The sequence below is a fragment of the Arthrobacter alpinus genome, assembly GCF_001445575.1.
In the GTDB taxonomy this organism is placed as follows: Bacteria; Actinomycetota; Actinomycetes; order Actinomycetales; family Micrococcaceae; genus Specibacter; species Specibacter alpinus_C.
Map to the genome: position 1 here is coordinate 3,409,895 of NZ_CP013200.1, position 19,424 is coordinate 3,429,318.

Consider the following 19,424-nt stretch of genomic DNA (forward strand, 5'->3'; position numbering starts at 1 on the left):
GAGGAACGAAGTCGGTGAACGTGCGAGAAATCTTACTGTCCGCGAGGGGCGGCTGGCGGAAGTGTGCGCCGGGTCCTAAGCGGGTTACCGGTTGTCGAGGATGTACTGCACGGCCTCGGCGACCGGCACGTTCTCGGCAACGCCGGTAGCGCGGTTCTTGATTTCCACGACGCCGTCCACCAGTCCGCGGCCCACGGCCAGGATGGTGGGGACACCGATGAGCTCGGCATCGCCGAACTTCACACCGGGGGAAACCTTGGGGCGGTCATCGTAAATGACGTCCAATCCCTTGGCTTCAAGATCGGCCGTGAGCTGGGCTGCTGCCTCAAAGATTTCCTCGCCGCGGCCAACAGCCACAACATGAACATCGGCCGGAGCAACCTGAGCGGGCCAGATCAGACCCTTGTCGTCGTGGTTGGATTCGGCCAGAGCAGCAACGGCGCGGGTAACGCCAATGCCGTAGGAGCCCATGGTGACAACGGAGAGTTTGCCGTTTTTATCCAGAACCTTCAGTCCCAAGGACTCGGCATACTTGGTACCCAAGGCGAAGATGTGGCCCATTTCGATGCCGCGGGCAGCCTCAAGGGGGCCGGAGCCGTCGGGAGCGGGATCGCCTTCGCGAACCTGTGCGGCTTCAACGGTGCCATCCCAGGTGAAGTCGCGCCCAGCCACGAGGCCAAACACGTGCTTGCCTTCTTCGTTGGCTCCGGTGATCCACGTGGTGCCGGAGACCACGCGAGGATCAACCAGGTAAAGCAGCTTCGTGGAAGCTTCTGCACCGAGCACAGCAGCATCCAGGCTCAGACCCGGGCCGATGTATCCCTTAACCAGCAGCTCGTTCTTCTTCAGGTCTGCTTCACCAGCGGCTTCGACGCCCACTTCTCCACCGACGGGCAGGTGCACGCTGATGTTGGCTTCGATGCGCTTGAGGTCAACGTCGCGGTCTCCGGGCAAGCCCACCACCACGATCTGGCGTTCGCCGGTAGGCAGGTCAACAGCCAGAACCACATTCTTCAATGTGTCAGCTGCCGTCCATTCACCCTCAGCGCGTGGAGCGTGCTGGTTGGCTGCAGCCACCAACGTGGCAATGGTTGCCGTGTCCGGGGTGTCCAGAACCTGAGCAGCCGGGGCGTTGCTGAAATCGATCTCGGCCGGGACCACGGTGGTTACAGCTTCAACGTTGGCTGCATAGCCTCCGGGTGAACGCACAAAGGTATCTTCACCAACGGCCATCGGGTGCAAAAACTCTTCGCTCTTGGAACCGCCCATGGCACCGGCAGTTGCGGTGACGGGGATGATTTCCAATCCGAGGCGCTCAAAGATACGCACGTAGGCACCGCGGTGAGCCATGTAGCTGGCTTCCAGTCCGGCGTCGTCCATGTCAAAGGAGTAGGAATCCTTCATGATGAACTCGCGGCCACGCAGGAGGCCCGCGCGCGGACGAGCCTCGTCCCGGTACTTGTTCTGAATTTGGTACAAGCTCAGCGGCAGGTCCTTGTAGGAGGAGTACAGGTCCTTGACCAGCAGCGTGAACATTTCCTCATGCGTGGGGGCCAACAAGTAGTCGGCACCCTTGCGGTCCTGCAGGCGGAACAAGTTATCGCCATATTCCTGCCAGCGATTGGTGGTCTCGTACGGCTCGCGAGGCAGCAGTGCGGGGAAGTGCACTTCCTGGGCGCCGATCGCGTCCATTTCCTCACGCACAATGGCCTCGACCTTGCGCAGCACGCGCAGGCCCAACGGGAGCCAGGTGTAGATGCCAGGTGCCGCGCGGCGGATGTAGCCGGCGCGCAGAAGCAGCCGGTGGCTGTCTACCTCGGCGTCTGCGGGATCTTCACGCAGGGTACGTAAAAAGAGGGTGGAAAGGCGAAGTGCCACGCGAAATATTCCATTTCTTGAAGTGGGTGGGCGCCGTCCTCATTCAGGACGAACAGGTACTAATCTACCGGTTCGGGCGCACCCGTGGCACATGGGCGCCTCCCGAGCTGGGCAAATGGGGAGCCCAGACACAAAGATCAACCAGACCCACCCAAAATTTACGCCCAAACACCAGCGGCTGCCCTATCGCGATTCGGTGGGCCCACACGCCCGAGGGGCCCCAAGTGCAGACGCGCCAGCGACTGAACTATCGCGATTTGTTGGGCCCACGATCTCGAGGGCCCCCGTTGATGAGTCGCTCGCGACTCATCAACGGGGAGAGATCGGGGACTAACCGGCTTTGTTCTCCAGTGCCACCAGGACTCCGGCTATGGCGAAGTATTTGTTGCTTCCGAGTTCGCGGATGGTCTTGACGCCCAAAAGTTCCTTCAGGGCAGCGGCCTTTGCGTCGGTGATTCCTGCCAGTGCTGCCGGTGATGCGTCGAGGATTTCCTTGAGGGACTTGTCCTCAAATTCTTTATCCAATGCCTTTGCCAAATTAACCGAAACTGCCATAACAGTGAGTCCTTTCAGTGTTCCTTTGTTCCACGCGAATGTGGAAGCTGCATCTAGGCCGTGCAACAGTGCCAAAGTACGTGTGCTCCCTGTATGTTCGCAAGGACTATCCGGTGAATCCTCATGGAACTTCTTGCGCCGCTTGGCCCTCTGGCGCAGCCCCGCGCTTGCGGAGCCGCGCATGCTGGACAGTGCACCAGTGCGGGTCTAGTTTGAAGTCAGACGCCCCTGACCCTGCAATCTAGGAGGATCGATGTCCCACCGAGCCGTGATGCCAGCCCCGGAGCCACCCTTTGCCCCCGTTCCTGCGGACCCTTCGGGCACCGCCGGCCCCGTTAGTGTCAGCGTTGAAGGCCTCCGTGTACACCGAGGAAAAGCCACCGTTCTGGCCAACATCACCTGCAACATTGCCGAGGGGCGAATCACCGGGCTGCTGGGCCCTTCCGGCAGCGGAAAAACCACGTTGATGCGCTCCCTCGTGGGAGTCCAGAAGATCGCCGCGGGTTCCGTCATGGTTCTTGGCCGCCCCGCCGGGGACCCTCGCAATAGGCACGACGTCGGCTACGTCACCCAGGGGGCCAGCGTCTACAAGGACCTAAGTGTGTTGGACAACGTCCGCTATTTTGGCTCTGTGCACGGTGGCAGCCGAGGGGAAGCGCATGCGGTGCTGGCCGCCGTCGGGCTTTCCGAGTTCGCTAAGCGAAAGGCTGGCAACTTATCTGGCGGACAGTTCAGCCGCGTGTCTTTGGCGTGCGCCCTGGTGGGTAAGCCGCGGCTGCTGGTGCTGGATGAACCCACGGTGGGCCTTGATCCGGTGTTGCGAGCTGATCTGTGGGAGCAGTTTTCGGCCATGGCTGCCGAGGGCACCACGTTGATCATTTCCAGCCACGTCATGGAGGAGGCCAGCCACTGTGATTCGCTCCTGCTGTTGCGCGAGGGAATGTTGTTGGCCCAGCTGACCCCGGAACAACTGCGTCAAAGTGGTGAAACCGACGATCTGGAGTTGGCTTTTCTGCGGCTGATTCAGGCGGCAGCGGATTCCGAGCGAAAGGTTGGCTCATGAATCTTTCCATGTTGTGGGCTACCTGCCGGCGCGTACTGCTTCAGCTGCGCGGTGACCCCCGCAGCATTGCCATGATCTTGGTGGTGCCTGCCGTACTGCTGGCGCTGGTCTACTGGCTCTACCAAAACGAGACGCTGGCACCAGGCATGCCCCGCACCTTTGACCGGGTGGGGCTCATGATGCTGGGTATTTTCCCTTTTGTGGTGATGTTCCTTGTCACCTCCATCACAATGCTGCGTGAGCGCACCTCTGGCACGCTTGAACGGTTGCTGACCACGCCCATTCACAAGGCGGATCTGCTCTTTGGCTACGCACTAGCGTTTTCCATCATGGCCGCCGCCCAAGCTCTGGTAGCCACGGGAACCGCGTACTGGATCTTCGGGCTGAAGATAGCGGGCAACGCCGGCTGGGTGGTGTTGATTTCGGTACTGACGGCGGTTTTGGGTGTGGTGTTGGGGCTGTTGTGTTCGGCGTTTGCCACCACCGAATTCCAGGCCGTGCAATTCATGCCGGTGGTGGTCATCCCGCAGATTCTGCTTTGCGGGCTGTTCGTGGCCAGGGACCAGATGAACGGTGTCCTTGAGGCGATCTCTAACGTCCTGCCGCTGAGTTACGCGGTGGATGGGCTGCAACAGGTGGCTGCCCATAGCAGCCCCACCGGCCAGCTGGTTCGGGACTTGGTGGTCATTGCCGCGTTCGTGCTGGCTGGGGTGCTTCTGGCGTCCTTGACCTTGAGGCGTCGCACTGCCTGACCCACGACATGGGGACCTCTGCCCATCGCGTTAGGGCCGCCTGCGGACCTAGTGTTGTACTGGCGCCAAGGTGAGAAACGATGGCTTGCCAGACGTGTCATTGCTCGCCTGTCCCACGGCTGTCAGTCTTTGAAAGACCGCCATACACTTCGAACACAGCAACTGCAGGAGAGTCAATGAGCAGCAGGCTGCATGGCGCCGATCCGGATGAGCTGCGGGAATTTGCCCGGGCCCTCGACCACGCACACTCGGAGTTAAGACGCATCAACACCGAGCTGAGCCAACGCATCAGTGGTGACCTGCGCTGGGAAGGCCCCGACGCGTTTGTGTTCAAACACGCTTGGCGTTCCTCGTACTCACCCGTCATCACACAGACGGCCGCCATGCTCGAAGAGACCGCTGTGCGCATCAAGGCACAGGCCGCCGAGCAGGAATCCGCCAGCGCGTAGTCCCCACCAGCGGCCCGTCACTGTGGCCCCTACTGAACTAGGACTCGCCCAGCTCGGCCAACGCACCGCGGCACCACGTCAGCCACGACTTTTCATAAGCGATGCCAGCCCGCACCACAGCCAACTGCAACTCTTCCGCTGTGGACCGTGATTTCCCGGCTGGAAAATCCTGCGCCTCGATGGCCTCGTATCGTTCCAAAACGTGCCCATGAAGCACCAGATGCCGCCGCATTTCATCCGTGACATCTACGCTGCCCAGCACCGCGGCGGCCCGCATCCGCACTAACAGTGAGTCTCTGATGGGGCGCATCTCCCCCTCTTGCGCACACCAGCTGGCCAGTTCATCGCGTCCGCCAGCGAGCACCTCGAAGTGGCGTTGCTGTCCACGAGCGGTGGGCAAGCCGTGAGCCTTAATCAGGCCATCGCCCTCCATCTTTCCTAACTCCCGATAAATCTGTTGATGCGTGGCCTGCCAAAAGAAACCCAAGGACTTATCGAATCGCCGCGCCAATTCGGCCCCCGTGCACGGCTTCTCTAACAGCGACGTCAGGATTGCGTGAGTCAGCGACACTAGAGCCGCGCAGCCAAACGCGTACCCTGGTCGATGGCCCGCTTGGCGTCCAACTCGGCTGCCACATCTGCCCCACCAATCAAATGCACGACGGCGCCCGCGGCTTCCAGCCCCTCCACCAGCTCTCGCCGTGGATCCTGACCGGTGCACAGAATGACAGTATCTACGGGGAGAACCGTGTCGGTGCCGTTGACGCGAAGGTGGAGTCCGGCGTCGTCAATCTTCTGATACTCCACGCCGGGAACCATCTGCACACCCTTGTACTTCAGGGCGGTGCGGTGGATCCAGCCGGTGGTCTTGCCCAGCCCAGCGCCAACTTTGCTCTCTTTGCGCTGGAACAGGCCCACCCGGCGCAGGCCCGGTTCCGGAGCAGGATCGGTGATGCCCCCGGCGTGGGCGTAGTCGGTGTCGATGCCCCACTCCCGGTAGAACTTCTCCGGGACGAGGGTGGCGCTGGGACTGCCCGCTGTGATGTATTCGGCCACGTCGAAGCCGATGCCGCCGGCACCGAGGATGGCTACGTTGGCGCCCACCTCGGCCTTGTCCCGGAGGACGTCGAGGTACGTGAGCACGCTGGGGTGGTCCACTCCGTTGATCTCCGGAATCCGTGGGGTGACGCCGGTGGCCAGCACGATCTCATCAAAGCCACCGCCGAGGAGCTTCTCGGTGGTGGCTGTGGTATTCAGTGCGACGTCCACGCCCAACAGCTGAAGCTGACGGTTGAAGTAGCGGATGGTTTCATGGAATTCTTCCTTTCCGGGAATCTGCTTGGCAATGTTGAACTGCCCACCAATCTCCCCGGAGCCCTCCATGAGTGTGACCTGATGGCCGCGCTGGGCCGCCGTGACGGCAAATGCCAACCCGGCAGGACCGGCACCCACCACGGCGAATTTCTTGACCGCCATCGTGGCTTCAATGACGATTTCGGTCTCGTGGCAGGCCCGTGGGTTGACCAGGCACGATGAAGTCTTACCGACAAATGTGTGGTCCAGGCAGGCCTGGTTGCAGGCGATGCAGCTGTTGATCTCATCGCTGCGGCCATCGTGGGCCTTGCGCATGAAGAAAGCATCCGCGAGGAATGGACGAGCCATGGAGACCATGTCGGCCGTGCCGTCGGCGAGGAGCTGCTCTGCGACGTCGGGGGTGTTGATGCGGTTGGTGGTTATCAGGGGAATCTTGACCGAGCCCATGACCTTTTTGGTCACCCAGGCGTAGCCGGCGCGTGGCACCGAGGTGGCGATGGTGGGAATGCGGGCTTCATGCCAGCCGATGCCGGTATTGATGATGGTGGCGCCAGCCCTCTCCACGGACTGGGCCAGTTCGATGACTTCGGGCAGAGTAGAGCCGTCCTCAACGAGGTCCAGCATGGAGAGCCGGTAGATGATGATGAAGTTTTCGCCCACACGTTCGCGGACGCGGCGGACAATCTCCACAGCGAAGCGGATGCGGTTTTCATAGGATCCGCCCCATTCATCACTGCGGTGATTGGTTCTCTTCGCGATGAATTCATTGATCAGGTAACCCTCTGAACCCATGATTTCCACGCCGTCGTACCCGGCGGATTGCGCCAAATACGCCGCATGGACGAAGTCCTCGATAGTTTGCTCCACTTCCTCACCTGTCAGCGGTTGTGGGGTGAGCGGACTGATGGGTGCCTGCACGGCACTGGGCGCCACCAACCCCCGGTGGGATGCGTAACGGCCAAAGTGGAGCAGCTGCAGGGCGATTTTTCCACCCTCGGCATGCACCGCTGCTGTGACGACCTTGTGTTGTTCCGCTTCTTCGACCGTGCTGATCTTGGCACCGCCCTTCATGGGCCGGCCAGCTTCATTGGGAGAGATGCCACCGGTGACCATCAAGGCCACTCCCCCGCGTGCCCGTTCGGCATAGAACGCCGCCATGCGGTCAAACCCGCCGGGAAGCTCTTCCAAACCGACGTGCATTGAACCCATCAACACACGGTTGGGCAGTGTGGTAAATCCTAGGTCCAGCGGGGTGAACAGGTGGGGATATTGGCCAGCGTTCATGAAAGCACTCCTTTGCGCAACAAGTTGCATAATCGTATCGCACGGATCGCGTCGATGGGAGGCTCGTCACATTCCGACCCCGCCGAGTGTCCACATAATGTACGTTTCCGGGCCGTTTCGGCGCCAAACCGTACCTTAAGTGGACACTCGATGAGCCGGGCGGCTGAGAGGGGGGCCGAGAATAGCGACGGCGGCCAGGGATAAGCCGGGCGGCTGAGAGGGGGCCGAGAATAGCGACGGCGGCCAGGGATGGGGAGGGCTGGGGCTTAGAACAGGACCGTGGCGAAGGTGCCGATTTGTTCAAAGCCCACTCGTTCGTACAAGGCTCTGGCCACAGTGTTGTAGTCGTTAACGTAGAGGCTGGTCACCGGTGCGTGTTTTTGGGCCAAGGTGACCACGGCCGCCATGTATCCCGCGCTCAGTCCCAGTCCTCGGTAGCGCGGATTCATCCAGACGCCCTGGACTTGGGTTGCATGCTCTGTCACGGCACCCAGATCGGCCTTGAAAATGACTTCTCCGTCAGGTTCGACATCACTAAAAGAGAAACCACTGCTGATAAGCCAGGCCACGCGTCGGCGATAGTTGGCTTCGCCGCCCAGGAATGGTGAGTATCCAACTTCTTCTTCAAACATGGCTGCGGCGGCCACCAGGACGTCGCTGAATTGTCTACTCTCACTGACAGCCAAGGCAAGATTCGGTTGTGCGAGGGGCGGCCCAGAAATGCTCAACAGAGGTTGATTGGCTCGGATCTCTTGCGCTGAGATGCTGGCTTCCTGAAGCACGTCCATGATGGCCAACGTGGCATCGGCCGGGCCAAAGATGGAGGCATGCGGCTGCCAATGATCCAGAATCCACCGCCCAAAGGCGCGGGCATGATCCACGGAAGCTTCTATGGGCACCACGTTGGAACCTACCCAACAAGCGGCAGCCAAGCTCACGCCGTCGTCCTCAAAAAAGCCCAACATGACGGCCCCAGGAAAAGCTGGAGCAGCACTGTTGTATTGCTTGACAAGCGAGTCCGCGAAGACATTGGCGACGCGGTCGCGCGCAATCAGACGCCGGAGCGCGTCCGTGTCCCGGTGACCAAGGACGCGCACCGGCTCGTGGCGAGGCCCCTTAGGAGACGCTAACCACGGGGCCACCTTGGAGAGTCGCGTCATCGGCATCGGACTCCATCTGTTCGGCTAGTTTCATGGCTTCTTCAATGAGTGTCTCAACAATTTGATCTTCGGGAACAGTCTTGATGACTTCTCCCTTCACAAAAATCTGGCCCTTGCCATTTCCGGAGGCCACACCCAAGTCAGCCTCGCGGGCTTCGCCGGGACCGTTGACAACGCAGCCCATGACGGCAACGCGCAAGGGAACTTCCATTCCCTCTAGGCCAGCGGTGACTTCCTCAGCCAACTTGTACACGTCAACCTGGGCGCGGCCGCATGACGGGCAGGAGACAATTTCCAGCTTGCGCGGGCGCAGGTTCAGCGACTGCAGGATCTGGTTACCCACCTTGATCTCCTCAACCGGCGGTGCGGAGAGTGAGACGCGGATGGTGTCGCCAATGCCCTTGGCAAGCAGGGCGCCAAACGCTGTTGCGGACTTGATGGTGCCCTGGAAGGCCGGTCCTGCTTCCGTGACGCCGAGGTGCAAGGGCCAGTCGCCCTGTTCGGCGAGCAATTCGTAGGCGGCAACCATGATGACGGGGTCATTGTGCTTGACCGAAATCTTGAAGTCATGGAAGCCATGTTCTTCAAAGAGTGAGGCTTCCCAGACGGCCGATTCAACGAGCGCCTCCGGGGTTGCCTTGCCGTACTTCTTCATAATGCCCGGCTCGAGCGAACCAGCATTGACGCCGATGCGGATGGACGTGCCGTGATCCTTGGCAGCCATGGCGATCTGCTTGATCTGGTCGTCGAACTTGCGGATGTTACCCGGGTTCACACGGACCGCGGCACAGCCAGCTTCAATAGCCGCAAAGACGTACTTGGGCTGGAAGTGGATGTCTGCAATCACGGGGATCTGCGACTTGCGGGCAATGATGGGCAACGCGTCTGCATCATCCTGCGACGGGCAGGCGACACGGACAATGTCACAGCCGGAAGCGGTGAGCTCCGCGATCTGCTGCAGTGTCGCGTTGATGTCAGTGGTGGGGGTGGTTGTCATGGACTGGACGCTGATAGGCGAATCGGAGCCCACACCCACGGGGCCGACCTTGATTTGCCGGGTTTTGCGACGGGGCGCAAGAACGGGCGGTGGCAACGGCGGCATGCCGAGACTGACGGAGGTCAAAATATTCTCCTAAGAGTTCATCTATTCAAAGGGTGCGGCAGCAACGCCGTTTTGTGGCGCCGCAAAACGTTTCTCACAGCATCTACCTACGATTGTAGGCTCGATGTCTGCTTTTCACTGACTGGCAGGGATCGGTTGCCAGTGACCTTTATCCCAAGTAACCGCTGAGCTTGCCAATCACCGGGTTCCAGCCGGAAATCTTCAAACCGGTGACACCGCCACCAAGGGTCATGGGATCCTGTGCAACCAAGTCCTGAATCGCTTCCTGGCTCTCGGCACGGAAGATCAGCAGTGCTCCGGCACCATCGGCGTAGGGGCCCGATGCGAGCACAACGTCAGCGTCAGCCAGTGCGTTGAGCCAATCCCGGTGTGCGGGGCGGTGTTCCACGCGGGCTTCTTCAGCTTCTGGACCATAGACATATTCGACAGCAAAGATAGACATCTGTTCACCCTATAACAGGAGCGCTTTGGTCAGCACCGCAACACTGGCGGCCCACAGCATAGATGCCAGCGTGCCAATGATGAACCGCTCACTCGCAGCAGGCGTGTCTTTCAGCTCTGGATATCTGCCGAGGCCCTTGATGGCCACCACATAGGCGATAGCTACCGGCTGTCCAGAAAGAATGGCCACAGCTACGGCTGCACGTTCCAGGCAACCGATCAGCAGGCCGCCACGCAACACTTCAGTTTTGGGTGCTGACGGTGTGGCGGATTCCAGGGCGGCTTCGGAGGCGGTTTCGGGTGAGGCTTCCGTGTCGGGATCGCCAACCGGCAAGGTTTCGGCAGCCGATACCGGGTCCGTGCCGTCGAGATCAGCGGGCGCTTGACCGTCAGCTTCAGCCGCGTCCGCAGCCCGCACCGTTTTGGACCTGGCGAGCTTGAGTATCCCGGCCGTCACCGGCCAACCACCCATGACGGCCACCACTAGTGCCGCAGCTATCCACAGCGCTTCCATACACACTCCCTTGCGTCAGCAACCGCCCGTTGGGTCCCTTGACATTTTCATAATTGAAATCTATCCGGTACCACCGACATTTATACCGCGCAGAGCTTCTTCTAGAAGAAGTGCCGCGGCACGCCGCCCTGCCAGTTCTTCTTGCCGGCCAGAGCGGAATATCGACTTACTGACGGCCTGCGGACTGATCTCCAGCTGCTTGGCAATCTGTTTTTGGGCCACTCCAGGAGACGCGTCAAGTGCGTCAATGACCCGCCATTCAGCGTTGGAACGCTTCCGGACCACATCACCAAGGAGCACCAGAACACCTTCTGCGGCCGCAGCCCAATGCGCAGCTGCTGAAACGGGTGTCCGCACGCACAGCGGGACGCGGTCTCCGGTTTTCTTGGCGGATTCGACAGCCTCCCGTGCTGCAATAAAGGCATTGCCCGAGGCTTCTCTGGAGCTTTTCGGCAACGGCAGGTCAACTGCACCTAGTCCAATGCCGATGTACCAGTCGCGTTCCCGAAGAACTCGGGTCACCGTCTCGACCACCGCCTCCGGATCCGCGAGGACGCCTTGAATTTCATCGCCCACGGACCGTTCGAACGCCAGAACTGCGTCCACATCAGAAAGGAGCGCCAAAAGTCCCGGCACTCTATCGCCGTGAGTGCGACTGCCTCGTTGGTCAATGGTCAAAACAAACATAACTAAACCATAATCGATTGTTTAGCTGATATCAACCATTTTAAGGCGCTTCCTTGCGGTGACATCCGTACTCGCAAGCAACTCGTGGCCATGCGCCAGTGCCAGCGCCGCCGAACACACTAACCAAAGATGTTAACCGGCTTGACGATGTCGGCGTAAATCAGCAGGGCACCCATGCCGATCAGCACCACGGCCGCCACGTACGTCACGGGAAGCAACTTGGCGATGTCGAACGGGCCCGGATCCTTGCGCTTGAACACCTTGGCAACAAAACGCCGCACACCTTCGTAGAGCGCACCGAGGACGTGTCCGCCGTCGAGCGGTAGGAGCGGGATCAAGTTGAACACAAACAGCGCCAGGTTGACCCCTGCCAACAGGCTGATCAGTGTGGCAACGCGGGAGCTCACGGGAATCTGCTCCATGGCCGCAACCTCACCAGCTACGCGCCCAACACCAACCACCGAGATGGGGCCGTTGGGGTCACGCGGTTCTGCGCTGAAGGCCGCCTTGGCCACGCCCACCAGCTTCTGCGGCAGCTGGAAGACAACGCCACCAATCTGGACGATGTTCTCCCCCACCGTAGGAAGAACGCTCGACGCCGGTTGCCGCACCATAGCTGAGGTGGGCCCAACGCCAAGGAAGCCGGCCTGTACGGTGACGGCAGTTCCTGACGCGTCCACTTCAGCTTGGCCGTTGGAGCCAATGACGGGACGGGCGGTCAAGACCGGGGTGATAGTGGTACTGACGGACTCCCCAGCACGCTCGTAGACCAGCGGCACCGTCTTACCCGCCGAAGCCCGCACTTGTTCTGTGAACGCGGCCCAGTCCGAAACATCCTTGCCGTCGAAGGAGATGATGACGTCTCCGGGCTTCAGGCCAGCGGCAGCGGCCGGAGTCTTGGTGCAGTTATTCAAGTCGGTGGGCACGGGTTCGCCATAGGCAACTTGGCAGGCGTTGACCTCTGAGACGGTCGTGGTGGCCTGAGCCATGCCAAAGCCCATCAGCAAGACACCCATGAGCACCACGCCAATGAGCAGGTTCATGAACGGTCCGCCGAGCATGATGATGATTTTTTTCCACACGGGAAGCTTGTAGAAGACGCGGTTGGCATCCTCCGGCCCCACTTCTTCATGGGCTGCGCTGCGGGCCTCGGTGGCCAAGGTTTGGAACATGCCTGTACTCGAGGGCCGAACACTGCCGTCCGTGGGATTCGGCGGGTACATGCCGACCATGGCTACGTAGCCGCCGGCCGGAATGGCTTTGATGCCGTACTCGGTTTCGCCCTTTTTCCGTGACCAGACGGTGGGGCCAAAACCGATCATGTACCGGGTGACCCGGACCTTGAACAGCTTGGCAGGCAACAAGTGCCCCACCTCGTGCAGCGCGATGGAGAGGGCAATGCCGACGGCTACAAATAGCACTCCGCCAATGAAAAGCAATACAGTCACAATTTACTTCCTGCGTTCAATATTTCTTGGCCAAATACGTCTCTCAGCCCTTAGCGGCCAGCAGCTCGTTGGCGCGTGCGCGTGCCCACACTTCAGCTTCCAATACGGTGTGTAGCGTCAGCTGCGAACTGGGTGTGTGTTCACTGAGAACTTGAGCAATAGTGTCCACAATGTCCAAGAAGCCTATCCGGCCTGCATGGAAGGCATGGACGGCCTCCTCATTGGCGGCGTTGTAGACAGCAGGGCACGTACTCCCCCGCCGGGCCGCATCCTTGGCAAGTTCGACGGCGGGAAACGCCACGTTATCGAGTGGTTCAAAAGTCCATGTGGCTGCCTTGCTCCAGTCACACGGTGCCGACGCGCCGGGAACCCGATCCGGCCACCCCATGCCCAAGCAATAGGAAGACGCATATCCGGCGGCGAGGCCTGAGCAATCGTTGAACCGTCGGTGAACTGCACCATGGAATGGACCACCGATTGGGGATGCACCACGGCCTCGATCCGATCCAACGGAACGTCAAAGAGGAGATGGGCCTCGATAATTTCAAGCCCCTTATTCACCAGCGTTGCCGAGTTGGTGGTGACCATCATGCCCATGTCCCAGGTGGGGTGCTTGAGCGCCTGGGCCGGCGTCACGTCGGCGAGCTCTTCCCGGCTGCGGCCACGGAACGGTCCGCCAGACGCGGTCACAATGAGCCTGTCCACCTCCCCTGCAGTCCCTGAACGGAGCGCCTGAGCCAGGGCGGAGTGCTCGGAATCAACGGGCACCAGCTGCCCGGGTGATGCCGCGTCCTTGACCAACGCGCCACCGACAATGAGCGATTCTTTGTTGGCCAGCGCCAAAATGGCCGGCGTGCCCAGCGCTGCGAGAGTCGGCGCTAGGCCAATGGATCCGGTGATGCCGTTAAGGACCACATCGGCCGCGTCAGCTGAGCCCGCACCCCAGGCCGCGATAAGGGTTGAAGCGTCCGGGCCGGTGAAGATCTCAGGGCTGAAGTCAGCCAAGCCAGCGGCGGCGGCACGTGCCTCAATCAGCGAACGCAAGGTCCCGGCGTCGTCCGCTGCAGTACCCACGGCCAAAACCCGCAGGTGCACGGCTTGGGTGGCCAAGAGCTGAAGGTTTCCGCCGCCAGCGCTGATGGCCGTGACGCTGAAGCGTGGCGTGCCGTCGGGGAGCATGGAACGGTCGACGACGTCAATCGCCTGCGTGCCGATGGAACCTGTTGAGCCAAGGATGATCACTTTACGATGCGTCATGATTACCAGTATTCCGCACTTGCGCCGTGATGCGGGCCGCCGATCGCTTCGCGGGCCACCGGACTCCTCCATGGAGCGCAGCTACCAGAGGCCACATTCAATGGCGGCATCGCGGATCTTGCGGAGGGAATTGCGTAATTGCAACTGCTCGTCGGCCGTGAGGGGGTCAAAAACCGTCTCTCGCACCATGGTGACATGCCCCGGCGCCGCGGTTCTGACAACGTCCCAACCTTGGGGTGTCAACGTGATCTCCTGCCCGCGTCCGTCAGCGCTGACAGCACATCGCTCCAGGAAACCTTTGGACTCCATGCGCCGCAGCAAATGGGAAACACGGGATTTTTCCCACCCGAGGATCTTGGCCAGGTCACCCGAGCGGACGCCGTCGGCTGGCGCCTCGGAGACTGCGGCCAGCACGGCATACTCGCCGCCTGACATTCCGGCTTCTTGATGCAACTGCCTGTCGGTGGCACGGGGTAACCCGGAGGTGAATTCACGCAGCTCCAACCAGGTGGTCTGCTCCTCGGGGCTGAGCCAACGGGGCTCGGACATGATGTGTCTCACATTCATAGAAAAGTTAGTTGACACATCAATCTTCTCGCGCAATGATTGAAACATCAAGTTCTAGTTGACACGTCACCTACTCAAGGGTGCGGGTCTCCACCTCACAAGGAGCATCTCACATGACCAAGATCGCCATCGTCACAGGTTCAACCCGTCCCGGCCGTAACAACTCAGGAGTTGCTGAGTGGGTATTGGCTCAGGCCAAGCTCCGCGGAGACGCTGACTACGAACTCGTTGACATTGCCGACTTCAACCTGCCGCTCCTGGATGAGGCTTACCCCGCCGCGTACCAGAACTACCAGAACGAACACACCATGGTCTGGGCCGCAAAGATGAACGAGTTCGACGGCTACATCTTCATCACCGGCGAGTACAACCACTCCGTACAGCCCGCTCTGGCGAACGCCATCTCCTACCTGAACGCTGAGTTCAACAACAAGGCTGCCGGCATGGTGGGTTACGGCTCCGCTTACGGTGCGCGTGCCATGGAGCACCTGCGCGGCATCCTCTCCGAACTGCAGGTTGCCCACGTACAGAAGACCGGAATGTTCTCCCTCTTCACCGACTTCGAGAACTTCTCCGTCTTCAAGCCCACCGAGCAGCAGGCCGCCTCGGTTGAGCCCATGTTCGATCAGCTGGTTTCCTGGACCCACGCCATGAAGACCGTGCGCGACGGCGCCATGGCTGCAGCCTAAGCAGCACCTCACGCTTGCGCCAGCGAGCAGTGAACGACGCCGGGAGGTCACCTTTTTCATGAAGGTAACCTCCCGGCGTCGTACTTTTTTAAGAAACGCTCGCCCAGATATGGCACGTTAATCCCCAACGCTCGCCCAGTGAGCGAGCGTTGGGGAAAAGAGCACCTATGTGAGCAAGCGTTAGTACTAAGGGGTGGCGCGCCGCAGGGTTTGCCTGGCGTGGAGCAGGATGGGGCCGTCCACCATCTGGCCCTTGAACGCAAACACACCTGTGCCGGCGGCGTCCGCGGCCGCCAGCAACTCCTGCGCTGCGGCAACCGAGGCCTCCGAGGGCCGGTAGGCGTCCCTGACCACGGCGACCTGCGACGGGTGGATGCACGCCTTGGCGCCGAAGCCGCTCGCAACAGCGTCCTCGGATTCCTCGGCCAATCCATCTAGATCGGCAAAGTCTGCGTAGATGGAGTCGATGGCCACCTTGCCCGCCGCACCGGCCGCCAACAGTAGCTGCGAGCGCGCCTGCAGCGCCACCGCCCGATACTGACCAGCTCTAGCTCCGGTAGTGAAGCGGCTGGAAGTTCCGCCCAAGGACGCTACCAGGTCTTCGGCTCCCCACATGAGTCCCACGACGTTGGGCAGTTTCGCCAATTCCTCTGCCGCTATGATCCCGGCCGCGGTTTCGCACAGCACCACCACGGCGTACTCGGACAAGCGGACGATGGCCCCCAGGTCAAAGGCCTTCGCCACCATGATGGTCCGGAACGGGCTGCGCGCCAACGCGGCGAGGTCCAAGGCGGCATCTGCCGTGTCCAGGGCGTTGATGCGCACCATGGTGGTGGCCGGGTCCAGGGTGCAGGCGGCCATATTCGCGCGGGCCGCCGCCTTGGCCTCGGGCGCGACGGCGTCTTCGAGGTCGATGATCACGGCGTCTGAACGCTCGGCCGCCTTGGCAAAGCGTTCGGGCCGGTCCGCCGGAGCGAAGAGCAGGGCCGGGCCCATGGTGAATTCATGGCTCACAGAAATAGTGAACTCCTTAGTGTTGTTCGCTTGGCTTGAGCCAAAAGAGTGCTGTGCGGCTGGCTTTTCCAACCACGACGCCGGACTGGTTCCGTCCGGTATGTTCCATCACCACAATCCCCTGCCCAGGACGGGATGCCGATAGTCGCTTTTCCACCACCACGGTCTCGGTGTACAGGGTGTCGCCGTGAAACATCGGATGCGGGAATGAAATATCGCTCATACCCAACTGGGCCACGATGGTGCCCTGGGTCAGCTGGGCTACGGACTGTCCCACCATGGTAGAGAGCGTGAACATGGAGTTCATGAGCCGCTGACCAAAGGGCTGCTCGGCACTCCACGCCGCATCCAGGTGCAGGGCCTGAGTATTCATGGTCATGGTGGTGAACTGGACATTATCCGCCTCCGTCAGGGTGCGCCCGGGCCGGTGCTGATACACCGTGCCGATCTGCAACTCCTCGAAGTACAGTCCTCGCTGCAGCACCACCCGGGGTTCCTGGGACTCCTGATCCGGGGCTTGAGCCGGGGCAGTGTGAACCTTGTGGCCCTTCGGGTAGCCTGCTTGTCCCTCATTCATACGTTGTCCACATCATGCATCTCCACGTTCAGCGGCGCTCCCGTGGCAGCCACAATCTGCTCCACTGTGACACCCGGAGCCAGCTCCTTCAAACCAGCCCATCGGCTGTCACCTCAATGACGGCCAGGTCCGTGACGATCAGGTCCACACACCCCTTACCTGTCAGCGGCAAGGTGCACTCGGACACGATCTTGGGAAAGCCGTCCCTATCGGTATGTTCCATCATGACGATCAGCTTCTTGGCGCCGAACACCAAATCCATGGCACCGCCCATGCCCTTGACCATCTTGCCCGGATCATCCAGTTGGCCAGGTCTCCATTAGCGGCGACCTGCATGGCGCCCAACACAGCGACATCCACATGTCCCCCGCGCACCATGCCAAAAGAGAGCGCCGAGTCAAAGAATGCGGCCCCCTTTTTGACGGTGACGGTTTCCTTGCCGGCATTGATCAAATCAGGGTCGACGTCGGACTCGGCCGGGTAGGGCCCTGTCCCCAAAATCCCGTTCTCAGAGTGCAGCACCACCTCCACCCCGGCGGGGATGAAATTGGGGATGAGAGTGGGCATGCCAATCCCCAAGTTCACGTACTGCCCATTGTGGAGCTCCTGCGCCACCCGGGCTGCGAGCTCGTTGCGTGTCAGTGCCATGGTTACGCTCCCTGTCCATTGGTGCCAGCCGGAGCGGCAACAGCCACGGTCCGTTTTTCAATGCGCTTCTCACTGCCCGGCGTGCCGGCCGGACATGCACCACGCGTTGGACGAAGATGCCGGGAACGTGGATGTGTTCGGGATCCAACTCTCCAGGTTCCACTAGCTCCTCCACCTCTGCGATGGTGATCTTCCCGGCCATGGCGCACAGCGGGTTGAAGTTCATGGCCGTGGCGTGGAAGACCAGGTTGCCGTGGCGGTCGCCCTTCCAGGCGTGCACCAGCGCAAAGTCCGGGGTGAGCGATTCCTCCAGTACAAACTCAGCCGTCCCAAAAGTGCGCACCTCCTTGGGTGGCGAGGCAATCGTAACCCCGCCCGCGCCGTCGTACTTGCGCGGCAGGCCCCCCTCGGAGACCTGGGTTCCTACACCTGCCGCGGTGTAGAACGCGGGGATGCCGGCGCCACCGGCCCGCAACTTCTCCGCGAGTGTACCCTGCGGGTCAGCTCCACCTCGAGCTCACCAGCGAGGAACTGGCGGGCGAATTCCTTGTTCTCCCCCACATAGGAGGAGACGGTGCGGCGGATGCGGCCGTCGCTGAGCAGGATGCCAAGACCCCAATCGTCCACGCCGCAGTTATTGGAAATGGTCTCCAAACCGGAGGTGCCGGCGTCGTGCAAGGCGCCAATGAGCGCCACGGGATGCCGCACAGGCCAAAACCTCCGACGGCAAGCGATGCGCCGTTGTGAATGTCGTGGATTGCGGCGGCCGGGGATGCAACTACTTTGTTGATCATGGCGGGTGCCTTTCGGGTGGCTTAGAGGCCCAGTTCGCGGGCGATGAGCATCAGCTGGACTTCGGTGGTTCCTTCGCCGACCTCCAGGATCTTGGAATCGCGGTAGTGGCGGGCTACGGAGAACTCGTTGATGAAGCCGTAGCCCCCGAAGACTTGTGTGGCATCCCTAGCGTTGTCCATGGCTGCCTCACTTGCGACCATCTTAGCGATGGCAGCCTCGGTCTTGAAGGGCTTGCCGGCCAGCATGCGTGAGGCGGCGTCATAGTAGGCCAGCCGGGCCACATGCGCGCGGGACTGCATGCGGGCGATCTTGAAGGAAATGCCCTGATAGTGGCCAATGTTATGGCCAAAGGCGCTGCGTTCCTTGGCATACCGGACGGCCTCGTCCACGCAACCTTGGGCGGCGCCCGTGGCCAACGCCGCGATGGCGATGCGGCCCTCATCCAGGATGGACAGGAAGTTTGCGTAGCCGCGGCCGCGCTCACCCAGTAGGTTTTCCTCCGGCACACGGGCATCGGCGAACGTCAAAGGGTGGGTGTCCGAGGCGTTCCAACCCACCTTGTTGTACGCCTTTTCCACCGTGAAGCCGGGGGTGCCGTTGGGCACGATGATGGTGGAGATTTCCTTCTTCACGCTTCCATCTGCCCGTTCCGAGGTACCGGTGACGGCCGTGACGGTGACGAACTTGGTGATGGACGTGCCGGAGTTGGTGATGAACTGTTTGGAACCGTCAATGACCCATTCTCCGTTCTCCAGCCGCGCTTTAGTGGCGGTTCCCCCTGCGTCTGATCCGGCGTCGGGCTCGGTCAGGCCGAAGCCTGCGAGCGCCGCGCCGCTAGTCAACGCTGGCAGCCACTGCTCCTTCTGCGCCTGCGTTCCGAAGCGGTGCACGGGCATGGCACCGAGGGATACTCCGGCCTCCAGCGTGATGGCGACGGATTGGTCTACCCGCCCCAACTGTTCCAACGCTAGAGAAAGGGCAAAGTAGTCACCGCCCATGCCGCCGAACTCTTCGGGGAACGGCAGCCCGAACAGGCCCAGCTCCCCCATTTGCGCCGTGATTTCGTACGGGAAGCTGTGCTCCTCGTCGTGTTTTGCGGAGACAGGGGCCACCACGTTGTCGGCAAAGTCCCGGACCATATCGCTGAGGGCCTGGTACTCGTCATTGAGTTCAAAGTTTGGCACGTCATTCCCTTCAGGGCTTGTTGTT

At 61.1% G+C, this 19,424-nt stretch carries 18 protein-coding genes and 3 pseudogenes; 4 read left to right on the top strand and 17 right to left on the bottom strand.

Translation table 11 applies throughout. The annotated features are described in order from the left end of the window. Window positions 1–84: 84 nt before the first annotated feature. Together AS189_RS15240 and AS189_RS15245 are read right to left on the bottom strand one after the other, a co-directional pair. A complete protein-coding gene (locus AS189_RS15240) occupies window positions 85–1,878 on the bottom strand; it encodes a proline--tRNA ligase (protein ID WP_062290734.1) in 1,794 nt (597 codons plus the stop codon). Between the two features lie 330 nt (window positions 1,879–2,208). After that, window positions 2,209–2,433 carry a hypothetical protein gene (locus AS189_RS15245; protein ID WP_062293801.1) on the bottom strand — a complete coding sequence of 75 codons (225 nt, stop codon included), beginning with the start codon at window positions 2,431–2,433 and terminating at the stop codon, window positions 2,209–2,211. Between the two features lie 253 nt (window positions 2,434–2,686). Between AS189_RS15245 and AS189_RS15250 the strand changes: the two genes are divergently transcribed. The 3 genes from AS189_RS15250 (at window position 2,687) to AS189_RS15260 (ending at window position 4,697) form a co-directional block, all read left to right on the top strand. Then, complete coding sequence (locus AS189_RS15250) at window positions 2,687–3,496, top strand: ABC transporter ATP-binding protein (RefSeq protein ID WP_237759879.1); 810 nt, start codon at window positions 2,687–2,689, stop codon at window positions 3,494–3,496. Between the two features lie 8 nt (window positions 3,497–3,504). After that, window positions 3,505–4,248 carry an ABC transporter permease gene (locus AS189_RS15255; RefSeq protein WP_082634347.1) on the top strand — a complete coding sequence of 248 codons (744 nt, stop codon included), beginning with the start codon at window positions 3,505–3,507 and terminating at the stop codon, window positions 4,246–4,248. Window positions 4,249–4,424: 176 nt separating this feature from the next. Then, window positions 4,425–4,697 (top strand): hypothetical protein, encoded by a 273-nt coding sequence (locus AS189_RS15260; protein ID WP_062290740.1) that lies wholly within the window; start codon window positions 4,425–4,427, stop codon window positions 4,695–4,697. A gap of 37 nt (window positions 4,698–4,734) precedes the next feature. On the opposite strand, the gene AS189_RS15265 is transcribed toward AS189_RS15260, so the two are convergent. From AS189_RS15265 to AS189_RS15310, 10 genes and pseudogenes are all read right to left on the bottom strand, one after another. Then, window positions 4,735–5,268, bottom strand: coding sequence for a PadR family transcriptional regulator (locus AS189_RS15265; RefSeq protein ID WP_062290741.1), 534 nt, complete (start codon window positions 5,266–5,268; stop codon window positions 4,735–4,737). Continuing rightward, window positions 5,268–7,295, bottom strand: a complete 2,028-nt coding sequence (locus tag AS189_RS15270) for an FAD-dependent oxidoreductase (RefSeq protein ID WP_062290745.1) — start codon at window positions 7,293–7,295, stop codon at window positions 5,268–5,270. Before AS189_RS15270 ends, AS189_RS15265 begins: the two co-directional genes overlap by 1 nt. A gap of 266 nt (window positions 7,296–7,561) precedes the next feature. Beyond that, window positions 7,562–8,455 carry a DUF4081 domain-containing GNAT family N-acetyltransferase gene (locus AS189_RS15275; protein WP_062290748.1) on the bottom strand — a complete coding sequence of 298 codons (894 nt, stop codon included), beginning with the start codon at window positions 8,453–8,455 and terminating at the stop codon, window positions 7,562–7,564. After that, on the bottom strand, window positions 8,412–9,578 hold the full coding sequence (ispG, locus tag AS189_RS15280) for a flavodoxin-dependent (E)-4-hydroxy-3-methylbut-2-enyl-diphosphate synthase (RefSeq protein WP_062290751.1): 1,167 nt from the start codon (window positions 9,576–9,578) through the stop codon (window positions 8,412–8,414). The genes AS189_RS15275 and ispG overlap by 44 nt, the downstream gene beginning before the upstream one ends. Before the next feature lie 148 nt (window positions 9,579–9,726). Beyond that, window positions 9,727–10,020 (bottom strand): YciI family protein, encoded by a 294-nt coding sequence (locus AS189_RS15285; RefSeq protein ID WP_062290754.1) that lies wholly within the window; start codon window positions 10,018–10,020, stop codon window positions 9,727–9,729. A 9-nt stretch (window positions 10,021–10,029) separates the two neighbouring features. Further along, a complete protein-coding gene (locus AS189_RS15290; protein WP_062290756.1) occupies window positions 10,030–10,533 on the bottom strand; it encodes a hypothetical protein in 504 nt (167 codons plus the stop codon). A gap of 60 nt (window positions 10,534–10,593) precedes the next feature. Next, window positions 10,594–11,220, bottom strand: coding sequence for a MarR family transcriptional regulator (locus AS189_RS15295; protein WP_062290759.1), 627 nt, complete (start codon window positions 11,218–11,220; stop codon window positions 10,594–10,596). A 119-nt stretch (window positions 11,221–11,339) separates the two neighbouring features. Next, on the bottom strand, window positions 11,340–12,671 hold the full coding sequence (locus AS189_RS15300; protein WP_129587298.1) for a M50 family metallopeptidase: 1,332 nt from the start codon (window positions 12,669–12,671) through the stop codon (window positions 11,340–11,342). A gap of 40 nt (window positions 12,672–12,711) precedes the next feature. After that, a pseudogene (gene dxr, locus AS189_RS15305) lies at window positions 12,712–13,925 on the bottom strand (1-deoxy-D-xylulose-5-phosphate reductoisomerase). A gap of 81 nt (window positions 13,926–14,006) precedes the next feature. After that, a complete protein-coding gene (locus AS189_RS15310) occupies window positions 14,007–14,474 on the bottom strand; it encodes a MarR family winged helix-turn-helix transcriptional regulator (protein ID WP_062293807.1) in 468 nt (155 codons plus the stop codon). A 131-nt stretch (window positions 14,475–14,605) separates the two neighbouring features. Between AS189_RS15310 and AS189_RS15315 the strand changes: the two genes are divergently transcribed. Continuing rightward, window positions 14,606–15,181, top strand: a complete 576-nt coding sequence (locus tag AS189_RS15315) for an NADPH-dependent FMN reductase (protein ID WP_062290765.1) — start codon at window positions 14,606–14,608, stop codon at window positions 15,179–15,181. 186 nt (window positions 15,182–15,367) lie between these two features. On the opposite strand, the gene AS189_RS15320 is transcribed toward AS189_RS15315, so the two are convergent. The 5 genes and pseudogenes from AS189_RS15320 to AS189_RS20060 form a co-directional block, all read right to left on the bottom strand. After that, on the bottom strand, window positions 15,368–16,177 hold the full coding sequence (locus AS189_RS15320; protein WP_062293815.1) for an HpcH/HpaI aldolase/citrate lyase family protein: 810 nt from the start codon (window positions 16,175–16,177) through the stop codon (window positions 15,368–15,370). A gap of 34 nt (window positions 16,178–16,211) precedes the next feature. After that, window positions 16,212–16,772: a MaoC family dehydratase gene (locus AS189_RS15325; protein WP_082634348.1), complete on the bottom strand. Its 561-nt coding sequence runs from the start codon at window positions 16,770–16,772 to the stop codon at window positions 16,212–16,214. After that, a pseudogene (locus tag AS189_RS15330) lies at window positions 16,769–17,420 on the bottom strand (CoA transferase subunit B). Before AS189_RS15330 ends, AS189_RS15325 begins: the two are co-directional and overlap by 4 nt. Window positions 17,421–17,422: 2 nt before the next feature. Then, window positions 17,423–18,214, bottom strand: a pseudogene (locus AS189_RS15335) (CoA transferase subunit A). 21 nt (window positions 18,215–18,235) lie between these two features. Further along, window positions 18,236–19,399 (bottom strand): acyl-CoA dehydrogenase family protein, encoded by a 1,164-nt coding sequence (locus tag AS189_RS20060; protein ID WP_129587423.1) that lies wholly within the window; start codon window positions 19,397–19,399, stop codon window positions 18,236–18,238. Between the last annotated feature and the right edge of the window lie 25 nt (window positions 19,400–19,424).

What these genes read in the sequence shown, in the direction of transcription:
- AS189_RS15245 (WP_062293801.1), bottom strand. Translation starts at nt 2,433, where the DNA reads ATGGCAGTTTCGGTTAATTTGGCAAAGGCATTGGATAAAGAATTTGAG.
- AS189_RS15285 (WP_062290754.1), bottom strand. Translation starts at nt 10,020, where the DNA reads ATGTCTATCTTTGCTGTCGAATATGTCTATGGTCCAGAAGCTGAAGAA.
- AS189_RS15270 (WP_062290745.1), bottom strand. Translation starts at nt 7,295, where the DNA reads ATGAACGCTGGCCAATATCCCCACCTGTTCACCCCGCTGGACCTAGGA.
- AS189_RS15315 (WP_062290765.1), top strand. Translation starts at nt 14,606, where the DNA reads ATGACCAAGATCGCCATCGTCACAGGTTCAACCCGTCCCGGCCGTAAC.
- AS189_RS15320 (WP_062293815.1), bottom strand. Translation starts at nt 16,177, where the DNA reads ATGGGCCCGGCCCTGCTCTTCGCTCCGGCGGACCGGCCCGAACGCTTT.
- AS189_RS15295 (WP_062290759.1), bottom strand. Translation starts at nt 11,220, where the DNA reads ATGTTTGTTTTGACCATTGACCAACGAGGCAGTCGCACTCACGGCGAT.
- AS189_RS15310 (WP_062293807.1), bottom strand. Translation starts at nt 14,474, where the DNA reads ATGTCCGAGCCCCGTTGGCTCAGCCCCGAGGAGCAGACCACCTGGTTG.
- AS189_RS15275 (WP_062290748.1), bottom strand. Translation starts at nt 8,455, where the DNA reads ATGACGCGACTCTCCAAGGTGGCCCCGTGGTTAGCGTCTCCTAAGGGG.
- AS189_RS15255 (WP_082634347.1), top strand. Translation starts at nt 3,505, where the DNA reads ATGTTGTGGGCTACCTGCCGGCGCGTACTGCTTCAGCTGCGCGGTGAC.
- AS189_RS15325 (WP_082634348.1), bottom strand. Translation starts at nt 16,772, where the DNA reads ATGAATGAGGGACAAGCAGGCTACCCGAAGGGCCACAAGGTTCACACT.
- AS189_RS15250 (WP_237759879.1), top strand. Translation starts at nt 2,687, where the DNA reads ATGTCCCACCGAGCCGTGATGCCAGCCCCGGAGCCACCCTTTGCCCCC.
- AS189_RS15260 (WP_062290740.1), top strand. Translation starts at nt 4,425, where the DNA reads ATGAGCAGCAGGCTGCATGGCGCCGATCCGGATGAGCTGCGGGAATTT.
- AS189_RS15290 (WP_062290756.1), bottom strand. Translation starts at nt 10,533, where the DNA reads ATGGAAGCGCTGTGGATAGCTGCGGCACTAGTGGTGGCCGTCATGGGT.